Source organism: Pseudomonas sp. B329, from assembly GCF_023127835.1.
In the GTDB taxonomy this organism is placed as follows: Bacteria; Pseudomonadota; Gammaproteobacteria; order Pseudomonadales; family Pseudomonadaceae; genus Aquipseudomonas; species Aquipseudomonas synxantha_A.
The window spans coordinates 35,742-53,567 of sequence record NZ_SPKP01000052.1 but is presented as its reverse complement, the minus strand read 5'-3'; the positions used below and the strand labels follow the sequence as shown (position 1 = coordinate 53,567).

Below are 17,826 nucleotides of genomic sequence, written 5' to 3'. Positions count from 1 at the left end.
GGGCACCGTCATGGCCAAGCCTGGATTTCGCCTCGCGCTGTTTGCCACCTTATTGGCGCTGATCGTCGTGCTGCTCGGTGCCTATACTCGGCTGACCCACGCCGGGCTCGGCTGCCCGGACTGGCCCGGGTGCTACGGCTTTATCGGCGTGCCGCAAAGCGAAGCCCAGTTGGCCCACGCCGAACTGCATTTTCCGGATACGCCGGTAGAGGCCGATAAGGGCTGGGCAGAAATGACCCATCGCTACTTCGCCGGCACCCTGGGTCTGCTGATCGCGCTGCTGGCGGCGCGTGCGTGGAGCCATCGACGCGACCCGGGCCAGCCGGTGAAATTGCCATTGTTTGTATTGGTGGTGGTGTTCGCCCAGGCGGCCTTTGGCATGTGGACGGTGACCTTGAAGCTGTGGCCACAAGTCGTCACCGGGCACCTGTTGGGTGGTTTTGCGACCTTGAGCCTGTTGTTTTTGCTGACCCTGCGTTTATCCGGCGTGCTGCCGGCGCTGATCGTGCCCAGGCGCCTGCAATATTGGGCAACGGCGGGGCTGGTACTGGTAATCGGGCAGATCGCGCTGGGCGGTTGGGTCAGTTCCAACTACGCGGCCGTGGCCTGTGTCGACCTGCCGACCTGCCACGGCCAATGGTGGCCGGCGGCGGATTTTGCCAATGGCTTTCACCTGACCCAGCATATCGGCCCCAATTACCTGGGCGGCCAACTTGATAGCGAGGCGCGCACGGCGATCCACCTGACCCATCGCATCGGCGCGGTACTGGTCACCTTGGTGCTATTGGGGTTGGCCTGGCAACTGCGTGCAGTGGGCATGACGCGGTTGGCGGGCTTGCTGCTGATCGCCCTGGCTGCGCAAATCTGCCTGGGTGTGAGCAATGTGGCGTTCGGCCTGCCGCTGCCGGTGGCGGTGGGTCACAACGCGGGTGGAGCGGCCTTGTTGCTGAGCCTGGTGCTGGTCAATTACCACGCCCGCACGAGCCTGGTCCGGGTTCGCGCCCCGCTGACGCTCGGTTGGCGGTTCATCCCGCGCAAACAGGTCTCAGGCCTGATCACCCTTAAAGGAGAGATGCCATGGCGACCCTGATCGGCGCAGGTCACGATCGGGCAATCTGGCGTGACTATCTGGAGCTGACCAAGCCCAAAGTGGTGGTGCTGATGCTGATCACCTCGCTGGTGGGCATGTTCCTGGCCACTCGCGCTGGCGTGCCGTGGACGGTGCTGGTGTTCGGTAACCTGGGCATTGCCCTGTGTGCAAGCGGCGCGGCGGCGGTGAACCATGTGGTTGATCGGCGGATTGATGCGCTGATGGCGCGCACCCATAAGCGGCCACTGGCTGAGGGTCGTGTATCGCCCGCTGCAGCATTGGCCTTTGCGTTGTTGCTGGCGGTGGCGGGCCTGGCGCTGCTGCTGGCGTTCACCAACCCCCTGGCGGCCTGGCTGACATTGGCGTCGCTGCTCGGGTACGCGGTGATCTACACCGGTTTTCTCAAGCGGGCGACGCCGCAAAATATCGTCATCGGTGGCCTCGCCGGCGCAGCGCCGCCGCTGCTGGGTTGGGTGGCCGTCACCGGGCATGTGAGTGCCGAACCCCTGCTGTTGGTGCTGATTATCTTCGCCTGGACCCCGCCGCACTTCTGGGCCCTAGCCATTCACCGCAAAGAGGAATACGCCAAGGCCGACATCCCCATGTTGCCGGTCACCCATGGTGAGCACTACACCAAGGTGCATATCCTGCTATATACCTTCGCCTTGCTGGCGGTGAGCCTGATGCCCTATGTCATCCATATGAGTGGCGTGCTCTACCTGGCCTGTGCCCTGGTTTTGGGTGCACGCTTTCTGCAATGGGCCTGGGTGCTGTACCGTGGCAGCCAGCCGCACGCGGCGATCAACACGTTCAAGTACTCTATCTGGTACTTGTTGCTGCTGTTTATCGCCCTGCTCGTAGACCACTACTTACTGTTGAACCTATGACTCGAACTCAAAAAACCGTCTTCATCCTCGTGGCCCTGGTGGCGTTGATCATGGGCCTGACCGTCAACAAAGTGCTCTCGGGCAAAGGCCAGGGCGACCCGACCGCGCTGATCGACGCGGGCATCATCCTGCTGCCGCAAAGCCGCCAGTTGCCCGCAGTGAGCATGACCAACCAGGACGGCCAGCCGGTGCTGGCCAATGAATTGAAAGGCAAGTGGAGTCTGTTGTTCTTCGGCTACACCTTCTGCCCGGACATCTGCCCGACCACCCTCGCCCAGCTGCGCCAGATCAAGAGCGAGCTGCCTAAAGAGGCTGTGGATAAGTTGCAGGTGATTTTGGTCAGCGTCGATCCGAACCGCGATACTCCGGCCCAGCTCAAGCAGTACCTGGGTTACTTCGACCCGCAATTCCAGGGCCTGACCGGCGCGAATGTTGAGGATGTGCAGAAGGTTTCGAATGCCGTCAGCATCCCCTTCATTCCGGCAGATACCAGCAAGCCGAACTACACCGTGGACCACAGCGGCAACCTGGCGCTGATCGGCCCGGATGGTACCCAGCGTGGCTTTATCCGAGCGCCGCTGAACAACCAGAAACTGGTAGCGCAGTTGCCAGGCTTGCTCCAACGCAAGTAAAGACAACACAAAACCAAATGTGGGAGGGGGCTTGCTCCCGATAGCGGTGGGTCAGTCAGCTCATGCATCGACTGACACCCTGCTATCGGGAGCAAGCCCCCTCCCACATTTTTGATCTTCAGTGTTTTGGAGATCTAGGCGGGTCAGAACGCCGGCTTGATCGCGCCTTTGTACTTCTCTTCGATGAATTTTTTCACTTCAGGCGTGTGCAAGGCTGCAACCAGCTTCTTCACTGCGTCCGAATCCTTGTTGTCTTCGCGGGTCACCAGGATGTTCACATAAGGCGAGTCGCTGCCTTCGATGACCAGGGCGTCCTTGGATGGATCCAGCTTGGCTTCCAGGGCGTAGTTGGTGTTGATCAGTGCCAGGTCGACCTGGGTCAGCACGCGCGGCAGGGTGGCGGCTTCCAGTTCGCGGAACTTGAGGTTTTTATCGTTGCCGGTGATGTCCTTGATGGTCGACAGGATGTTGGTCGGGTCCTTCAGGGTGATCAGACCGTTCTTGGCCAGCAGCAACAGCGCACGACCGCCGTTGGTGGCGTCGTTAGGGATCACCACGTTGGCGCCGTCAGGCAGGTCGGCCAGTTTCTTGTACTTGCTGGAGTAGGCACCCAGCGGCTCCAGGTGCACGCCGCCAACGCTCACCAGGTGAGTGCCCTTGGCCTTGTTGAACTCATCCAGGTACGGCTGGTGCTGGAAGAAGTTGGCGTCCAGGCGTTTTTCAGCCACTTGCACGTTTGGCTGCACGTAATCGGTGAAAACTTTGACCTGCAAATCCACGCCTTCTTTGGCAAGGGCAGGCTTCACGAATTCGAGGATTTCCGCATGAGGCACCGGCGAGGCAGCGACCTTGATCGTCTCGGCATGGGCGGAAAACGCGGCAACGGCAGCGAAGGCAACCAGTAGTTTTTTCATCCAGCAAGCTCCTTGTTCGGGCATCTGCCGGCTGTGAGCCGGCAATGGCCGTTATTTTCGAGAAAAATGCACCACCAGCCTGTCGCCGACGGTTTGCAGAATTTGCACCAGGATCAACAGCATTACCACGGTGACTACCATCACATCGGTCTGGAAGCGCTGGTAACCAAAACGGATCGCCAGGTCACCCAGGCCACCAGCTCCGACTACACCGGCCATGGCCGTGTAGGAAACCAGTGTAATCGCCGTCACCGTAATCGCCGCGAAAATGCCGGGGCGCGCCTCGGGCAACAGGGCGTTGGTGATGATCTGGCGCGTGCTCGCACCCATGGATTGGGTGGCTTCGATGATGCCGCGGTCGACTTCACGCAGGGCCGTTTCCACCAGCCGCGCAAAGAATGGCGTAGCGCCTACGACCAGCGGCGGGATCGCACCGGCAACGCCCAGCGACGTGCCCGTGATCAGGACGGTGAACGGAATCATCACGATCAACAGAATGATGAACGGCAGCGAGCGCAGGATATTCACGATCAGCGACAGCAGCGCGTACAGGCCTTTTTGTTCGAACAGTTGGCGCGGGCTGGTCAGGAACAGCAGCACACCCAGAGGCAGGCCCAACAGCACGGTGAAGAACAGCGAGCCGAACAGCATGGTCATGGTGTCGCCGGTGGCGAGCCAGATTTCGGACCAGTCGATATTGGCAAAGAAACTCAGGAAAACGTCCATCAGCGCAGGACCTCCATGTGAACGTCGGCGGCGGTGAAGCGCGCAAACGCGGCCTCCATGTCACCGCCGGTGACGGCGAGGGTCAGTTGCCCGTAAGGGATGTCTTTGATGCGGTCGATACGACCGGCCAGGATGCTGTAGTCCACGCCTGTTTCGCGAGCGACGGTACCCAGCAATGGCGCGTAGGTCGCATCGCCCTGGAACGTCAGGCGTACGATGCGGCCCGGCACGTGGGCGAAGTCGTCGCGCTGCTCGCCTTCGTCAACCTGTTCGGCTTCCTGAACGAAACGCTTGGTGGTCGGATGCTTTGGGTGCAGGAACACATCGGCGACCGAACCTTGCTCGACGATCACGCCAGCGTCCATCACTGCAACTTGGTCACACACGCGGCGGATCACATCCATTTCATGGGTGATCAGCACGATGGTCAGGTTCAGTTCGCGGTTGATCTCGGCCAACAGTTGCAGGACTGACGCGGTGGTCTGTGGGTCGAGGGCGCTGGTGGCTTCGTCGCACAGCAGGATCTTTGGCTTGGTCGCCAGGGCGCGGGCAATACCGACGCGCTGTTTCTGACCGCCGGACAACTGCGCCGGGTACTTCCTGGCGTGGTCCGACAGGCCGACGCGAGCAAGCAGCTCAGCCACGCGCTGGTCGATCTCCTTGCGCGACAATTCACCGGCAAGCGTCAGTGGCAGAGCGACGTTGTCGGCCACGGTCTTGGACGCCAGCAGGTTGAAGTGCTGGAAGATCATCCCGACCTGCTGACGGAAGCGGCGTAGGCCGTTGGCATCCAGGGCGGTGACTTCTTCATCGTCGACCGTGATCTGCCCGCCGCTGGGTTCTTCCAGGCGGTTGATCAGGCGCAGCAGTGTGCTTTTACCCGCACCCGAGTGGCCAATCAGGCCAAACACCTGGCCATTGGCGACGCGCAGGCTGGTGGGGTGCAGTGCGGGGATATCCTTACCGGCGACGCGGTAGGTTTTATGGACGTTTTGAAACTCGATCACGTAGCGAACCTTGTGGGGCGCATTGAAAAGGGATCAGCGGTTAGCCGGGCGCGCATTTTAGCCTGTCCATCTAGTGTTTCTTAGCATTTATTTCGTATCCATCCAGCGATTTGGCAATAACGAGACCAAAGGTCATAAAAAAGGAACGGCGCAAAACCCTGTCAGTCACTACTTAAGCAATTCGATCTCCCGGGTGCCGTGCCTGGGGTTTCGCTCAAACGAGCCGGGGAACGCTCTGGCCACTTTGACTAAGGAGTTTTGACTGATGAGTACCAAGAAGCCAGCCACCCCGCCCAAGAGTGAAGTCGCGGGCACTGATACCCTGGACCGAGGCAATACCAACGCCAAATTGCAGGCGTTGGAAGAATTCCGTTCCGATGCGACCGGCCAGGCCCTGCGCACCAACCAGGGCGTGAAGATTTCCGACAACCAGAACAGCCTGAAAGTCGGCGCCCGTGGCCCTTCGCTGCTGGAAGACTTCATCATGCGTGAAAAGATCACGCACTTTGACCATGAGCGTATCCCTGAGCGCATCGTGCATGCCCGTGGTACCGGCGCCCATGGTTATTTCCAGAGCTATGGTGACCATTCGACACTGACCAAGGCCGGTTTCCTGCGTACGCCCGAACATAAGACGCCGGTATTCGCGCGTTTTTCCACGGTGCAGGGCCCGCGCGGTTCCGGCGACACCGTGCGCGATGTGCGCGGTTTTGCCGTGAAGTTCTTCACCGACGAAGGCAACTTCGACCTGGTGGGCAACAACATGCCGGTGTTTTTCATTCAGGATGCAATCAAGTTTCCTGACTTTGTACATGCGGTAAAACCTGAGCCGCACAACGAGATACCTACCGGCGGCTCGGCACACGACACCTTCTGGGATTTCGTTTCGTTGCAGCCGGAGTCGGCGCACATGGTGATCTGGGCCATGTCTGACCGGGCGATTCCAAAAAGCCTGCGCGCCATGCAGGGTTTTGGTGTGCACACCTTCCGCTTGATCAATACCGAAGGTAAATCCAGCTTCGTGAAATTTCACTGGCGCCCAAAAGTAGGCACGTGCTCCCTGGTATGGGACGAGGCGCAAAAGCTGGCCGGTAAGGACACGGACTATCACCGCCGTGACCTGTGGGAATCGATTGAGAGCGGCGATTACCCCGAGTGGGAACTGGGTGTGCAGATCGTGGCGGAAGAAGACGAACACAAGTTCGATTTCGACTTGCTCGACCCGACCAAAATTATTCCTGAAGAGCTGGTGCCGATCACGCCGCTGGGCAAGATGGTGCTCAACCGTAACCCGGATAACTTCTTCGCTGAAGTCGAGCAGGTCGCGTTTTGCCCTGGCCATATCGTGCCGGGCATCGACTTTACCAATGACCCGCTGCTGCAAGGCCGCTTGTTTTCCTACACGGATACGCAGATCAGTCGGTTGGGCGGCCCCAACTTCCATGAGATTCCGATCAACCGCCCGGTAGTGCCTTTCCATAACGGCCAGCGCGACGCTCAACATCGCACCGTGATCGATAAAGGGCGGGCCTCGTACGAGCCGAACTCGATTGATGGTGGCTGGCCGAAAGAAACGCCTGCCGGTCCTGCCGATGGAGGTTTCGAGTCCTACTACGAGCGCGTCGATGCCAATAAGGTGCGCGAGCGCAGCGAGTCGTTCGGCGACCATTTCTCCCAGGCGACGTTGTTTTACAACAGCATGAGCCACCACGAGAAAGAGCACATCATCGCGGCCTACAGCTTCGAGTTGGGCAAGGTTGAGCGCGAGTTTATCCGGGCGCGCCAAGTCAACGAGATCCTGGCCAACATTGACCTGGAACTGGCCAAACGCGTGGCGCAGAACCTGGGCTTGCCAGCGCCGACCAAGGGCACAGTGCCCGCACGTGAAACATCGCTGAAGGAATCACCGGCATTGAGCCAGGTGAATTTGCTGTCTGGCGATATCAAGACGCGCAAAGTGGCGATTCTGGCGGCTAACGGCGTTGATGGTGCGGCAATTGATGCGCTCAAGGCAGCGCTGGAGGCAGAGGGTGCCCATGCCAAGTTGCTCGGCCCGACTTCGGCGCCTGTGACCACTGCCGATGGCAAGACGCTACCTGTAGACGCTTCGATGGAAGGCATGCCGTCCATTGCCTTCGACGCGGTGTTTATCCCGGGCGGTAAGGACTCGGTGAAGGCGTTGAGCGGCGATGGCGTGGCGTTGCATTACGTACTGGAAGCGTACAAGCACCTCAAGGCGATTGCGGTGGCCAGTGATGTGAAACCGTTGCTGGACTTGCTGAAGCTGGAAGCGGATGCGGGGTTGATCGTGGGCGCTGATGCCAAGGCCTTCAAGGCGTTCTTTGCTGCGATTGCACAGCATCGGGTTTGGGAGCGGGAGCCGAAATCCAAGGCGATTCCGGCTTAAATTATCGGTTGTTTGTTAGATCGTCATCGCAGGCAAGCCAGCTCCCACACGTGAATGTGTTCACCCTTCAAATGTGGGAGCTGGCTTGCCTACGATGCTTTTAGTCCGCCTTGCGCGGAATCAGCACAACCTGCGCCGGAATGTGTTTCAGGATCTGCCGGTGAATCTTCAAGTCATACCCCGAATCAATTCGTTTCACCCGTTTGGTCAGCAATGTGGCCAGCCACGGGTAATCCTGGGTGCGTGGCACCTGGATGCTGACATCGCACTGGTAATTCACCACGTCGGTGGCGATGGCGTCCAACTGATGACGCATGTCTTCGACATCCGCGAGGTTCAGCGCCACGGTGGTGCTCGGCGCTGCGGGGTCGATGACCTTGGCCGCAGGCTTGGCTTCGGCGGCTTTCAACGCGGCTTCTGCCTGATCCAGTTCGGCCTTGCGCGCATGGCTGATAGCGCTGTTGACGCCACCGGTCAGTGCCGGGGCTTTTGGCATCAGCGCGCGGGCCCGGCTCAGGGCGGTGGCGGCGGCGTTGACATCGCCTTTTTGCAGCACGATCTGGCTGCGCTGCAGGTAGGCTTCGGCCAGTTGACGCTGATAGGCCTCAAGTGCGGGATCGTTGGGGGACTGGGCCTGCAACGCCGCAAGTTGGTCTTCGGCGGTTGCCAGTTCGCTGCTGGCCAGGTTTTGCTCCAGCTGCGCGATGGCCACAGCGCGTGAGTCCGGGGCCTCGGGGGCAGCGGGCGGCGTGCTTTGACAGGCACCCAGCAGCAGGGAAAATGTGGCAAGGAGCAGATAACGGGAGGTGAACGGCTTCATTCCTGCGACTCTCTATTTGCGCAAAAAGCGAGCAAGTCTACACCCCTCGACGGGGCAGGACAAAACTCAGCAGAAACAGGGCGGCCGCCGTAACCACAATCGACGGCCCGGCTGGCGTGTCCTTGAACCAGGACAGCGCCAGGCCCCCGCACACTGCGCACATTCCCAAGAGGCTGGCGCCGATTGCCATCTGCTCCGGTGAGCGGGCATGACGCTGGGCGGCGGCGGCGGGAATGATCAGCAGCGACGTGATCAACAATACGCCGACTATCTTCATCGCGACAGCGATCACCACGGCGATGAGCAACATCAGGGCCATGCGCAGCCCTGCGACGGGCAAGCCTTCAACCCGGGCGAGTTCTTCATGCACGGTGATCGCCAGCATCGGGCGCCACAGGGCCACCAACAACACCAGTACGCCAGCGCTGCCGCCGAGGATCCAGGCCAGATCAGTCGGGCTGATCGCCAGCAGGTCGCCGAACAGGTAGGCCATCAGGTCGATACGCACTTCATGCATGAAGCTCAATACCACCAGGCCCAGGGACAGGGTGCTTGGCGCGAGGATGCCCAGCAGGGTGTCGGAGGCCAGCGGCTGGCGTTGTTGCAAGGTCACCAGCAGTACCGCCAGCAGCAGGCAGCCCACGGTCACGGCGATGGTCGGGCTCACGTCCAGCAGAAAGCCCATGGCCACGCCCAGCAACGCCGCATGGGACAAGGTGTCACCGAAATAGGCCATGCGCCGCCAGACCACAAACGAGCCCAGCGGGCCCGCCACCAGTGCCAGAGCCAAGCCTGCCAGCAGGGCGTAGAGCAGAAAATCAGCCATGCTTGCAGCTATCTCCATGAACGTGGGGAGTATCGACAACGGCACCATGCAGGTCATGGGCGTGGTCGTGATGATGGTGGTAGATCGCCAGGCTCTGGGCGTTTTTGCCGAACAGTTCCACGAACGCCGGGTCGCCACTGACCTGTTCCGGGTGGCCGGAGCAGCATACGTGGCGGTTGAGGCAGACCACCTGGTCGGTGGTGCTCATCACCAGGTGCAGATCATGGGAGACCATCAGCACGCCGCAGCCATGGCGGTCGCGCAGGCGGGTGATCAGGCTGTACAACTCGGCCTGGCCGGCGACGTCGACGCCTTGTACGGGCTCATCGAGCACCAGCAACTCTGGCTCGCGCAACAAGGCGCGGGCCAGCAGCACGCGCTGCATTTCGCCGCCGGAGATGCTTTGTACCGGGCTGTCGATCACCTGCTCGGCGCCGACTTCCTTGAGCGCGGCCTGTGCACGGGCGCGGTCGACACCGGGCACCAGGCGCAGGAAGCGCAATACGGACAGCGGCAGGGTCGGGTCCACATGCAGTTTTTGCGGCATATAGCCCACGCGCAGTTTGGGCTTGCGCCATACACTGCCGCTGTCGGGCTTGAGCAGGCCAAGCACGGCGCGCACCAAGGTGGTCTTGCCTGCGCCATTGGGGCCGATCAACGTGACGATTTGCCCCGGCTCCACGCTCAGCGCGATGTTTTCCAGCACGTTCTGCCCGGCGAACGTGACGCCGACCTGCTCCAGACGGATCAACGCGTTGCTCATCAAGCCCCCTGGCAGCCCGCGCACAGGCCGACCACTTCAACCGTTTGCCCCTCGACCTTGAAGCCGACGTCGGCAGAGCTTTGGATAATGGCGTCACTGATGCTTTTTTGTTCAAGCTCGATGGCCGCGTGGCACTCGCGACAGATCAGGAACTGGCCCTGATGCGCGTGCTCCGGGTGGTTGCAGCCGACAAACGCGTTGAGCGAGGCGATACGGTGAACCAAGCCATTTTCCAGCAGGAAATCCAGTGCGCGGTACACGGTAGGTGGTGCAGCGCGGCGGCCGTCCTGTTCGCTGAGTACGCCAAGAATGTCGTACGCGCCCAGCGGTTTGTGGCTCTGCCACACCAACTCCAGCACCCGACGACGCAAGGCGGTCAGGCGCAAGCCTTTTTGTGCGCACAGGGTATCGGCCTCTGACAATGCGGTGTGCACGCAGTGAGAGTGGTCGTGGGGACGGCTGGCAAGCGGTGTTTTAGGCATGAGCGGCGACAGATATTTGATAGAGACGTTATTATGTTACCCGTTCCTACGCCATTGAGTGGTCATCGTGTCCCGACTTTTTCCCGTTTTTGTCGTATTTGTCACCAGTTTGTTCGTTGCGGGTGCCGCTCAGGCCGATGTGAAGGTGCTGACCAGCATCAAGCCGTTGCAGCTGATTGCTGCGGCGGTGCAGGACGGTGTGGCGGTTCCGGAGGTATTGCTGCCGCCGGGTGCGTCGCCGCATAACTTCGCATTGCGCCCATCCGACGTACGGCGCGTGCAGTCGGTGGACCTGTTGTATTGGATCGGACCGGACATGGAAACCTTTTTGCCGCGCGTGTTGAAAGGCCGTACGGCAAATACCGTGGCGGTGCAGGACCTGCCAGGGATGAAATTACGTATTTTCGGCGAAGATAGCCATTCCCACGCCGACGATGCCGACGAGCATGACCATGATCATCGACCTGGCAGCGTCGATGCACACTTGTGGCTATCGACAGTCAATGCGCGGGTAATCGCCAACCGGATGGCTGCCGACCTTAGCACGGCCGATCCTGCGAACGCCGAGCGTTACCAGGCGAATGCCAAGGCATTCGATGGCCGTCTGGACGCGCTGGATGCGCGCTTGAAAACGCGTTTGACGGGTGTCGAAGGCAAGCCTTACTTCGTGTTCCACGAAGCCTTCGATTACTTCGAAGAGGCTTACGGCCTTAAGCACGCCGGCGTGTTCAGCGTGGCCGCCGAGGTGCAGCCAGGCGCCCAGCATGTGGCGGCGATGCGTACACGCTTGCAGGAGGTGGGTAAGACCTGCGTGTTCAGCGAGCCGCCGCTGCGCCCGCGTTTGGCCGAGACATTGGTTGCTGGGTTGCCGGTGAAGTTGGCGGAACTGGATGCGTTGGGCGGCTATACCCCTGCGACGGCGCAGGGCTATGAGCAGGTGCTGGAAAAGCTGGGCAATGATCTGGCCGGTTGCCTGGAATCGCTTTAAATGCGGGAGGGGGCTTGCCCCCTCCCACATTTCTTTAGAGCGCGAACGGCAGGTGGACGCTGACCTGCTGGCGTTGCAGCAGCCGGTGCTCGAACTCCGCCGGGTCATGAATCAACACATCCTGCCCGGCAAACGACTCCGCCGCGATCAACCGTGACAACCAGAACCGTACGCACGCCACGCGCAGCATGGTCGGCCATAGCTCGGCTTCCTTCGCAGTAAACGGCCGCAGCCCTGCATAAGCCCCCAGCAGCGCCCGGGCGCGTTGCCCGTCGATCGCGCCATCGGCATCCGAACACCAGTCATTCAAGGCAATCGCCACGTCGTAGAGCATCGGCCCCGAGCAGGCGTTGTAGAAGTCGATCAAGCCTGTAAGGTGTGTGCCTTCGAACATCGCATTGTCGCGAAACAGATCGGCGTGAACGTTGGCCCGTGGCAGGCCGAGGATGTCAGCTTTGTGGGTTTCGATCTCGCTCAATGTGTCCTGCAGCAGGCGCTGCTGTGCGTCGTTGAGGTGTGAAATCAGCTGCGCGCCCTCACTGAGCATCCAGTCCAGCCCGCGGTCGGTCTTGCGCTCCAGCACTTTTTCGCCCTGAGTCGCCAAGTGCAGGTGGCCGAGCAGGTCGCCGACCTGGGCGCAATGTTGGGCGTTGGCGTCCTTGATGTGCTTGCCGGCCAGGCGCGGTTGCAGCAAGGCGGGTTTGCCCTTGAGTTCGCGCAAAGCGATGCCGTCGGTGGTACGCAAAGCGTAAGGCACCGGCAGGTTGGCGTCGTGGAGCACGTCGAGCAGTTCGATGAAGAACGGCATTTCTGCCACGGGGCCGCGCTCAACCAGGGTCAGGACAAACTCACCCTGCTCCAGGCTGATAAAGAAATTGGTGTTTTCGCTGCCGGCGGCAATCCCCTGGAAATCAAGCAGGCGGCCGAGCCCATAAGGGGCGAGAAAGGTTTCCAGCTCGGGCCGAGCCAGGGGGGTGAACACAGACATGGTTAAAACTGCCGTTACGGGCGCTGGCTTAGCAGCGCCGGTTAAAATTAAGAAATCATTTCCATTCGAAGATCTTCCATGACGGGATCAGCATATCCGGCTGGTCAGAGCGGATGAAGTTCGCATCGGTTCCGTCCGCGCGCACCAGGAAATAAGGTGGAGCGCCCTTCGGGGTAACCTTGATGGCGTACAGGAAGCCGTTCTGGCGATACTCCTGGATAGTCTTGTCGCCTTCCGTGCGAATGGTAACTTCCGGGTCTGCCGAAGGCGCATCGTCTGCCGCCATGGCAGCCATCGGAGCGAGTGCAATCAAACCGGTCAACAGCAGGCGATTGAATGTACGCATGATAACCTTGTCCCTTTGTTTTCATTGGTCCGGCTATTCTAGCGCCTGACCCGCCGAAAAGGTTGATCCTGCTCATGAGCCAAGCGCCCCTCGTCCTGGTGGACGGTTCTTCTTATCTGTACCGCGCCTTCCACGCGCTGCCACCGCTGACCACCTCCAAAGGCCTGCCGACCGGTGCGGTCAAGGGCGTGTTGAACATGCTCAAAAGCCTGCGCAAGCAGTACCCGGACAGCCCGTTCGCGGTGGTGTTCGACGCCAAGGGTGGGACCTTTCGCGATGAGATGTACGCCGAGTACAAGGCCAACCGCCCGAGTATGCCCGATGACATGCGCCTGCAAATCGAGCCGCTCCATCAAAGCGTGATCGCCCTGGGCTTCCCGTTGCTGTGCGTCGAAGGCGTCGAGGCTGACGACGTGATCGGCACCCTGGCGCGCAGCAGCGCGGCCGCCAGCCGCCCGGTGGTGATTTCGACCGGCGATAAAGACATGGCACAGCTGGTGGACGGGCACATTACCTTGGTCAACACCATGACCGGTAGCTCGATGGACGTTGAGGGCGTAAAGGAGAAATTCGGCGTCGCTCCCGAGCAGATCATCGACTATCTGGCGTTGATGGGCGATTCGTCCGACAACATCCCAGGCGTCCCGGGTATTGGGCCGAAGACCGCCTCGGGCTTGTTGGTGGGAGTGAATGGCGGCCTCAAAGAGCTTTATGAGCAGCTGGATATTGTGCCGACGCTGCCTATCCGCGGGGCCAAAACCCTGCCAGCCAAGCTTGAAGAGCACAAGGAGATGGCATTCCTGTCCTATCAGTTGGCGACGATCAAGATCGATGTGCCACTGGACGTGGGCCTGGATGACCTGCACCTGATCGAGCCGGATCGCGAAAAGCTGCTGGAGCTGTACACGCTGCTTGAGTTCAAGAGCTGGTACGACGAGATCCAGCGCGATGCCAAGCGTGTGGACCTCAAGTCGGCGAGCGAGGTTGCACCTGCCGCCGAAACGCCGGTCGAGGCCGTTATATCGGTACCGGTAGAGGCGGTTTACACCACCGTCCTGGACCAGGCCACCTTCGACGTGTGGCTGAAAAAACTCAACGATGCGCCGTTGTTTGCCTTTGATACCGAAACCACCGGCATTGACGCTCAACAGGCGCAATTGGTTGGGGTCTCGTTTGCTGTGCAGCCCCATGAAGCCGCCTACATCCCGCTGACCCATTCCTATATCGGCGCGCCGGATCAATTGGATCGGGACACCGTGCTGCTGGCCTTGAAACCGCTGCTGGAAGACCCGACCAAACTCAAGGTTGGCCAGCACGCCAAGTTCGATATGAACATCCTCGCCAACTGCGCCATCGGTGGCGACCCTGCACAGGGCATCACTGTGCGTGGCATCGCCTTCGACACCATGCTCGAATCCTACGTGCTGAACTCCACGGCGACCCGCCATGACATGGACAGCCTGGCGAAGAAGTACCTGGACCACGACACGGTCAGCTTCCAGGACATTGCCGGCAAAGGCGCCAAGCAGCTGACGTTCGACCAGATTGCCCTTGAACAGGCTGGCCCTTACGCAGCCGAAGATGCCGATGTGACCTTGCGCCTGCATCAGGAGCTGCACGCAAAGCTGGCCGCGATCCCGAGCCTGGCCAGTGTGCTGACGGATATCGAGATGCCATTGGTGCCGGTACTGGCACGCATCGAGCGCCAGGGCGCATTGGTGGACAAGGAGCTGCTGGGCATCCAGAGCATCGAGCTGGGTAACAAGATGGTCGAGCTGGAGCGCCAGGCCTTCGAGATCGCCGGTGAAGAATTCAACCTCGGCTCACCCAAGCAGCTTGGGGCGATTCTCTACGAGAAGCTGGGGATGCCGGTGTTGAAAAAGACCGGCAAGGGGCAGGCTTCCACCGCCGAAGAAGTGCTGGCCAAACTGGCCGAAGATGATTTTCCGTTGCCCAAGGTGCTGATGCAGTACCGCAGCATGAGCAAGCTCAAAAGTACCTACACCGACCGCCTTCCGGAGCAGATCAACCCTCGCACCGGGCGCATTCATACGTCTTACCATCAGGCGGTAGCGGCAACCGGGCGCTTGTCCTCCAGCGACCCGAACCTGCAGAACATCCCGGTGCGCACCGCCGAAGGGCGGCGGATTCGCCAGGCGTTTGTCGCGCCCAAGGGCTACAAGCTGCTGGCGGCGGACTATTCCCAGATTGAGCTGCGGATCATGGCGCACCTGTCCAAGGACGAAGGGCTGATGAACGCCTTCCGAAACGATCTGGACGTGCACACCGCCACGGCTGCCGAGGTATTCAAGGTTGAGCTGGCTGAAGTCACGTCCAACCAGCGCCGCAGTGCCAAGGCGATCAACTTCGGCCTGATCTACGGCATGGGTGCCCAGAAGCTCGGCAAGGACATCGGCGTCGATACCAAGACCGCCAAGGCCTACATCGATGTGTACTTCGCCCGCTATCCAGGTGTTCGCGAATACATGGAGCGCACGCGTGCCCAGGCAGCGGACCAAGGCTATGTGGAAACCTTCTTCGGGCGGCGCCTGTACTTGCCGGATATCAACTCCAACAAGCCTCAGGAGCGCGCTGCGGCAGAGCGCACAGCCATTAACGCGCCCATGCAGGGCACGGCGGCGGACATCATCAAGAAAGCCATGGTGCAGGTGGATAACTGGCTGACCGAGTCGGGCCTGGATGCCAAGGTAATCCTGCAAGTGCACGACGAATTGGTGCTGGAGGTACGTGAGGACCTGGTCCCACAAGTCAGCGAGAAGATTCGCGAACATATGAGTGCTGCAGCCCAGCTGGACGTACCGTTGGTGGTGGATGTGGGCGTGGGCGATAACTGGGACCAAGCGCACTGATTGCAGAGCTGCGCCAACACCGAGGGTGCTGGCGCAGTGCTTTAGAGCGCAAATCGCCGTCAGTTATTTCCAATAGTTTTTTGGAGCTGCCGGAACTTAACCTGTGAACTGCCACTCAGAGTTACTGAATGGGTGGTGAAGCCCTTCAATGCTCCTATGTTGTGTTAAGTGTTGGCAGATATCTGGACCCCGCCCTAGCGGTCCGGAACTTGGACCCCGAACTTCCCTCCCCATACGAAGTCCGGGGTTTTTTTTGCCCGCAGAAAAGTTACTCGGTAGCTTCTGCGCCTTTGTCCGCCAATTCCATCCAGCCGGCCAGCACCGTGTAAGCCTCTTCCAGGCCCATGCGCTTCGGCGCCGAGAACAGCTGGATAGTGATCGTATCGCCCCAGCCTTTACGGATGTCGGACTGCACTTTGAGCAGCGTGTTCTTGGCTGCGCCGTAGGTGAGCTTGTCGGCCTTGGTCAGCAGGATGTGCATCGGCATGCCGCTGGCGACGGCCCAGTCGAGCATCAGCAGGTCGAAGTCAGTCATCGGATGGCGGATGTCCATCATCAGAATCAGACCCTTCAAACTCTCCCGGCCACCCAGGTAAGCCTCAAGGTGACGCTGCCAGTGCAGCTTCAGCGGGATAGGTACTTTTGCATAACCGTAGCCCGGCAGGTCGACCAGACGCCGATCATCGTCTAGCTTGAAGAAATTGAGCAGTTGCGTGCGACCCGGGGTTTTCGAGGTGCGCGCCAGGCTGGCGTGGGTCAGGGTGTTCAGTGCGCTGGATTTGCCAGCGTTGGAGCGGCCGGCAAAGGCGACTTCAAAGCCCTCGTCATCGGGGCATTGGTCCACTTTGGCGGCGCTGAGCATGAACGTGGACTGTTGGCACAGGCCGAGGATGGGATTCTTGAGTTGCATGAGATTTCCGATGTGGGCGGTGCCGAAAAAGGGTGCGGCAAGCGGTGTCGTTTCCGTTTCAGTAGCGCCAGTATATAATGCCGCAGATTTTGTGTGTGCTTTGTCCCAGCGAAGGATGAAGTCCACGGGAGCGAAAGACCTTTATTGCGCATTAGAACGCAAAACGCTCTCAAACCCTGAAAAGGTCGATGTATGGCCTCAATGGTTGCCGCTTTTGGTGTCCTGAACCCGCTTAACGGCGCTCAGGCTACACAGGATCCACAAGCGCTGTACAACCGAGTTTGTGTGGTCACGCTGATGCAGCGCGTGACCCAGGGTTTCAAGGCAATGCCGCCGCGTGGTTTGTGCATGGACTGCAGTACTGAGGATTACCAGGCCGTCATTGAGTTGGCGGTGAGTAAACCCGGTAGATAACTCTTAAACCCTTAGCCGTAGTTGGATTAGCTGATGAACAAACTGATCGTGAGTCTGCTGTTGACCTTGGGCATCACAGGCGCTGCCGTCGCTGCAGAGGGCCCCGTCAAAGGTGATGCCACTGCCGGTCAAGCGAAAGCCGCCGTATGTGGTGCCTGCCACGGGCCGGATGGCAACAGCCCGGCGCCGAACTTCCCCAAACTGGCCGGCCAGGGTGAACGTTACCTGAGCAAGCAGATGCACGACATCAAGGACGGCAAGCGCACAGTGCTGGAAATGACCGGCATGCTGACCAATCTCAACGATCAGGACCTGGCGGACCTCGCGGCGTATTTTGCCAGCCAGAAAGGCAGTGTGGGAGCTGCTGATCCTAAGTTGGTCGCTCGCGGAGAAAAGCTGTTCCGTGGCGGTGACCTGGAAAAAGGCTTGCCTGCCTGCACCGGTTGCCACTCGCCAAATGGCGCTGGCATCGCCGCCGCTGGCTTCCCGCACCTGAGTGGCCAGCATGCTACCTATATCGCCAAACAGCTGACCGATTTCCGTAAGGAAGAGGCCGGACGAGCGAATGATGGCGACGCCGCAATCATGCGCACCATCGCTCGCAAGCTGAGTGACGAAGACATTGCAGCCGTCTCCAGTTACATCCAGGGCCTGCATTAAGTTGCACGCAACGTTAACACTCGATTAATCCCGCGATGCAAGCATAAAAGGGTGGCTCAGGCCGCCCTTTTTTGTGGCCGCTGCCGTTACACTAAC

Annotated in this window: 18 protein-coding genes; 8 read left to right on the top strand and 10 right to left on the bottom strand. The window is 60.2% G+C overall.

Going from position 1 to position 17,826, the window contains the following annotated elements:
• The first annotated feature begins 10 nt into the window (after positions 1-10).
• The 3 genes from E4P00_RS22220 to E4P00_RS22210 are packed head-to-tail and all read left to right on the top strand — an operon-like array spanning position 11 to position 2,609.
• Complete coding sequence (locus E4P00_RS22220) at positions 11-1,090, top strand: COX15/CtaA family protein (RefSeq protein WP_078822715.1); 1,080 nt, start codon at positions 11-13, stop codon at positions 1,088-1,090.
• A complete protein-coding gene (gene cyoE, locus E4P00_RS22215) occupies positions 1,078-1,977 on the top strand; it encodes a heme o synthase (RefSeq protein ID WP_078822716.1) in 900 nt (299 codons plus the stop codon). Before E4P00_RS22220 ends, cyoE begins: the two co-directional genes overlap by 13 nt.
• Complete coding sequence (locus E4P00_RS22210) at positions 1,974-2,609, top strand: SCO family protein (protein ID WP_005783433.1); 636 nt, start codon at positions 1,974-1,976, stop codon at positions 2,607-2,609. The genes cyoE and E4P00_RS22210 overlap by 4 nt, the downstream gene beginning before the upstream one ends.
• 143 nt (positions 2,610-2,752) lie before the next feature.
• Here the strand turns inward: E4P00_RS22210 and E4P00_RS22205 are convergent, their stop codons facing one another.
• From E4P00_RS22205 to E4P00_RS22195, 3 genes are read right to left on the bottom strand one after another with little or no spacing between them, the layout of a single operon-like run.
• A complete protein-coding gene (locus E4P00_RS22205; protein ID WP_032878561.1) occupies positions 2,753-3,523 on the bottom strand; it encodes a MetQ/NlpA family ABC transporter substrate-binding protein in 771 nt (256 codons plus the stop codon).
• Between the two features lie 51 nt (positions 3,524-3,574).
• A complete protein-coding gene (locus E4P00_RS22200; RefSeq protein ID WP_005783435.1) occupies positions 3,575-4,249 on the bottom strand; it encodes a methionine ABC transporter permease in 675 nt (224 codons plus the stop codon).
• Complete coding sequence (locus tag E4P00_RS22195) at positions 4,249-5,256, bottom strand: methionine ABC transporter ATP-binding protein (RefSeq protein WP_103734077.1); 1,008 nt, start codon at positions 5,254-5,256, stop codon at positions 4,249-4,251. Before E4P00_RS22195 ends, E4P00_RS22200 begins: the two co-directional genes overlap by 1 nt.
• 265 nt (positions 5,257-5,521) lie before the next feature.
• Between E4P00_RS22195 and katE the strand changes: the two genes are divergently transcribed.
• Positions 5,522-7,663, top strand: coding sequence for a catalase HPII (gene katE / locus E4P00_RS22190; RefSeq protein WP_248133087.1), 2,142 nt, complete (start codon positions 5,522-5,524; stop codon positions 7,661-7,663).
• 100 nt (positions 7,664-7,763) lie between these two features.
• On the opposite strand, the gene E4P00_RS22185 is transcribed toward katE, so the two are convergent.
• The 4 genes from E4P00_RS22185 to E4P00_RS22170 are packed head-to-tail and all read right to left on the bottom strand — an operon-like array spanning position 7,764 to position 10,566.
• The gene (locus E4P00_RS22185; protein ID WP_248133085.1) at positions 7,764-8,483 is read right to left on the bottom strand and encodes a PA5502 family lipoprotein; all 720 of its coding nucleotides are present in this window, start codon (positions 8,481-8,483) and stop codon (positions 7,764-7,766) included.
• Positions 8,484-8,520: 37 nt separating this feature from the next.
• The gene (gene znuB / locus E4P00_RS22180; protein WP_032878556.1) at positions 8,521-9,309 is read right to left on the bottom strand and encodes a zinc ABC transporter permease subunit ZnuB; all 789 of its coding nucleotides are present in this window, start codon (positions 9,307-9,309) and stop codon (positions 8,521-8,523) included.
• Entirely contained in the window at positions 9,302-10,072 is a 771-nt protein-coding gene (gene znuC / locus E4P00_RS22175; protein ID WP_005783440.1) for a zinc ABC transporter ATP-binding protein ZnuC, read from the bottom strand. The genes znuB and znuC overlap by 8 nt, the downstream gene beginning before the upstream one ends.
• On the bottom strand, positions 10,072-10,566 hold the full coding sequence (locus tag E4P00_RS22170) for a Fur family transcriptional regulator (RefSeq protein ID WP_177327430.1): 495 nt from the start codon (positions 10,564-10,566) through the stop codon (positions 10,072-10,074). The genes znuC and E4P00_RS22170 overlap by 1 nt, the downstream gene beginning before the upstream one ends.
• A gap of 46 nt (positions 10,567-10,612) precedes the next feature.
• On the opposite strand from E4P00_RS22170, the gene E4P00_RS22165 reads away from it, so the two are divergent.
• Positions 10,613-11,542: a zinc ABC transporter substrate-binding protein ZnuA gene (locus tag E4P00_RS22165; RefSeq protein WP_078822719.1), complete on the top strand. Its 930-nt coding sequence runs from the start codon at positions 10,613-10,615 to the stop codon at positions 11,540-11,542.
• A gap of 34 nt (positions 11,543-11,576) precedes the next feature.
• Here E4P00_RS22165 and E4P00_RS22160 read toward each other — a convergent pair whose 3' ends face one another.
• Both E4P00_RS22160 and E4P00_RS22155 read right to left on the bottom strand, forming a co-directional pair.
• On the bottom strand, positions 11,577-12,530 hold the full coding sequence (locus E4P00_RS22160; RefSeq protein ID WP_078822720.1) for a homoserine kinase: 954 nt from the start codon (positions 12,528-12,530) through the stop codon (positions 11,577-11,579).
• A 55-nt stretch (positions 12,531-12,585) separates the two neighbouring features.
• A complete protein-coding gene (locus tag E4P00_RS22155) occupies positions 12,586-12,876 on the bottom strand; it encodes a DUF2782 domain-containing protein (RefSeq protein WP_003187366.1) in 291 nt (96 codons plus the stop codon).
• 74 nt (positions 12,877-12,950) lie between these two features.
• On the opposite strand from E4P00_RS22155, the gene polA reads away from it, so the two are divergent.
• Positions 12,951-15,746 carry a DNA polymerase I gene (gene polA, locus E4P00_RS22150; protein ID WP_248133083.1) on the top strand — a complete coding sequence of 932 codons (2,796 nt, stop codon included), beginning with the start codon at positions 12,951-12,953 and terminating at the stop codon, positions 15,744-15,746.
• A gap of 268 nt (positions 15,747-16,014) precedes the next feature.
• On the opposite strand, the gene yihA is transcribed toward polA, so the two are convergent.
• Positions 16,015-16,656 carry a ribosome biogenesis GTP-binding protein YihA/YsxC gene (yihA, locus tag E4P00_RS22145; protein WP_005783451.1) on the bottom strand — a complete coding sequence of 214 codons (642 nt, stop codon included), beginning with the start codon at positions 16,654-16,656 and terminating at the stop codon, positions 16,015-16,017.
• A 192-nt stretch (positions 16,657-16,848) separates the two neighbouring features.
• Between yihA and E4P00_RS22140 the strand changes: the two genes are divergently transcribed.
• Both E4P00_RS22140 and E4P00_RS22135 read left to right on the top strand, forming a co-directional pair.
• Positions 16,849-17,070, top strand: coding sequence for a cytochrome (locus E4P00_RS22140; RefSeq protein WP_078822722.1), 222 nt, complete (start codon positions 16,849-16,851; stop codon positions 17,068-17,070).
• A 33-nt stretch (positions 17,071-17,103) separates the two neighbouring features.
• A complete protein-coding gene (locus E4P00_RS22135) occupies positions 17,104-17,730 on the top strand; it encodes a cytochrome c4 (protein ID WP_032878549.1) in 627 nt (208 codons plus the stop codon).
• The last annotated feature ends 96 nt before the right edge of the window (positions 17,731-17,826 follow it).

What these genes read in the sequence shown, in the direction of transcription:
- E4P00_RS22220 (WP_078822715.1), top strand. Translation starts at nt 11, where the DNA reads ATGGCCAAGCCTGGATTTCGCCTCGCGCTGTTTGCCACCTTATTGGCG.
- cyoE (WP_078822716.1), top strand. Translation starts at nt 1,078, where the DNA reads ATGGCGACCCTGATCGGCGCAGGTCACGATCGGGCAATCTGGCGTGAC.
- E4P00_RS22210 (WP_005783433.1), top strand. Translation starts at nt 1,974, where the DNA reads ATGACTCGAACTCAAAAAACCGTCTTCATCCTCGTGGCCCTGGTGGCG.
- E4P00_RS22205 (WP_032878561.1), bottom strand. Translation starts at nt 3,523, where the DNA reads ATGAAAAAACTACTGGTTGCCTTCGCTGCCGTTGCCGCGTTTTCCGCC.
- E4P00_RS22200 (WP_005783435.1), bottom strand. Translation starts at nt 4,249, where the DNA reads ATGGACGTTTTCCTGAGTTTCTTTGCCAATATCGACTGGTCCGAAATC.
- katE (WP_248133087.1), top strand. Translation starts at nt 5,522, where the DNA reads ATGAGTACCAAGAAGCCAGCCACCCCGCCCAAGAGTGAAGTCGCGGGC.
- E4P00_RS22185 (WP_248133085.1), bottom strand. Translation starts at nt 8,483, where the DNA reads ATGAAGCCGTTCACCTCCCGTTATCTGCTCCTTGCCACATTTTCCCTG.
- znuB (WP_032878556.1), bottom strand. Translation starts at nt 9,309, where the DNA reads ATGGCTGATTTTCTGCTCTACGCCCTGCTGGCAGGCTTGGCTCTGGCA.
- znuC (WP_005783440.1), bottom strand. Translation starts at nt 10,072, where the DNA reads ATGAGCAACGCGTTGATCCGTCTGGAGCAGGTCGGCGTCACGTTCGCC.
- E4P00_RS22160 (WP_078822720.1), bottom strand. Translation starts at nt 12,530, where the DNA reads ATGTCTGTGTTCACCCCCCTGGCTCGGCCCGAGCTGGAAACCTTTCTC.
- E4P00_RS22155 (WP_003187366.1), bottom strand. Translation starts at nt 12,876, where the DNA reads ATGCGTACATTCAATCGCCTGCTGTTGACCGGTTTGATTGCACTCGCT.
- polA (WP_248133083.1), top strand. Translation starts at nt 12,951, where the DNA reads ATGAGCCAAGCGCCCCTCGTCCTGGTGGACGGTTCTTCTTATCTGTAC.
- yihA (WP_005783451.1), bottom strand. Translation starts at nt 16,656, where the DNA reads ATGCAACTCAAGAATCCCATCCTCGGCCTGTGCCAACAGTCCACGTTC.
- E4P00_RS22140 (WP_078822722.1), top strand. Translation starts at nt 16,849, where the DNA reads ATGGCCTCAATGGTTGCCGCTTTTGGTGTCCTGAACCCGCTTAACGGC.
- E4P00_RS22135 (WP_032878549.1), top strand. Translation starts at nt 17,104, where the DNA reads ATGAACAAACTGATCGTGAGTCTGCTGTTGACCTTGGGCATCACAGGC.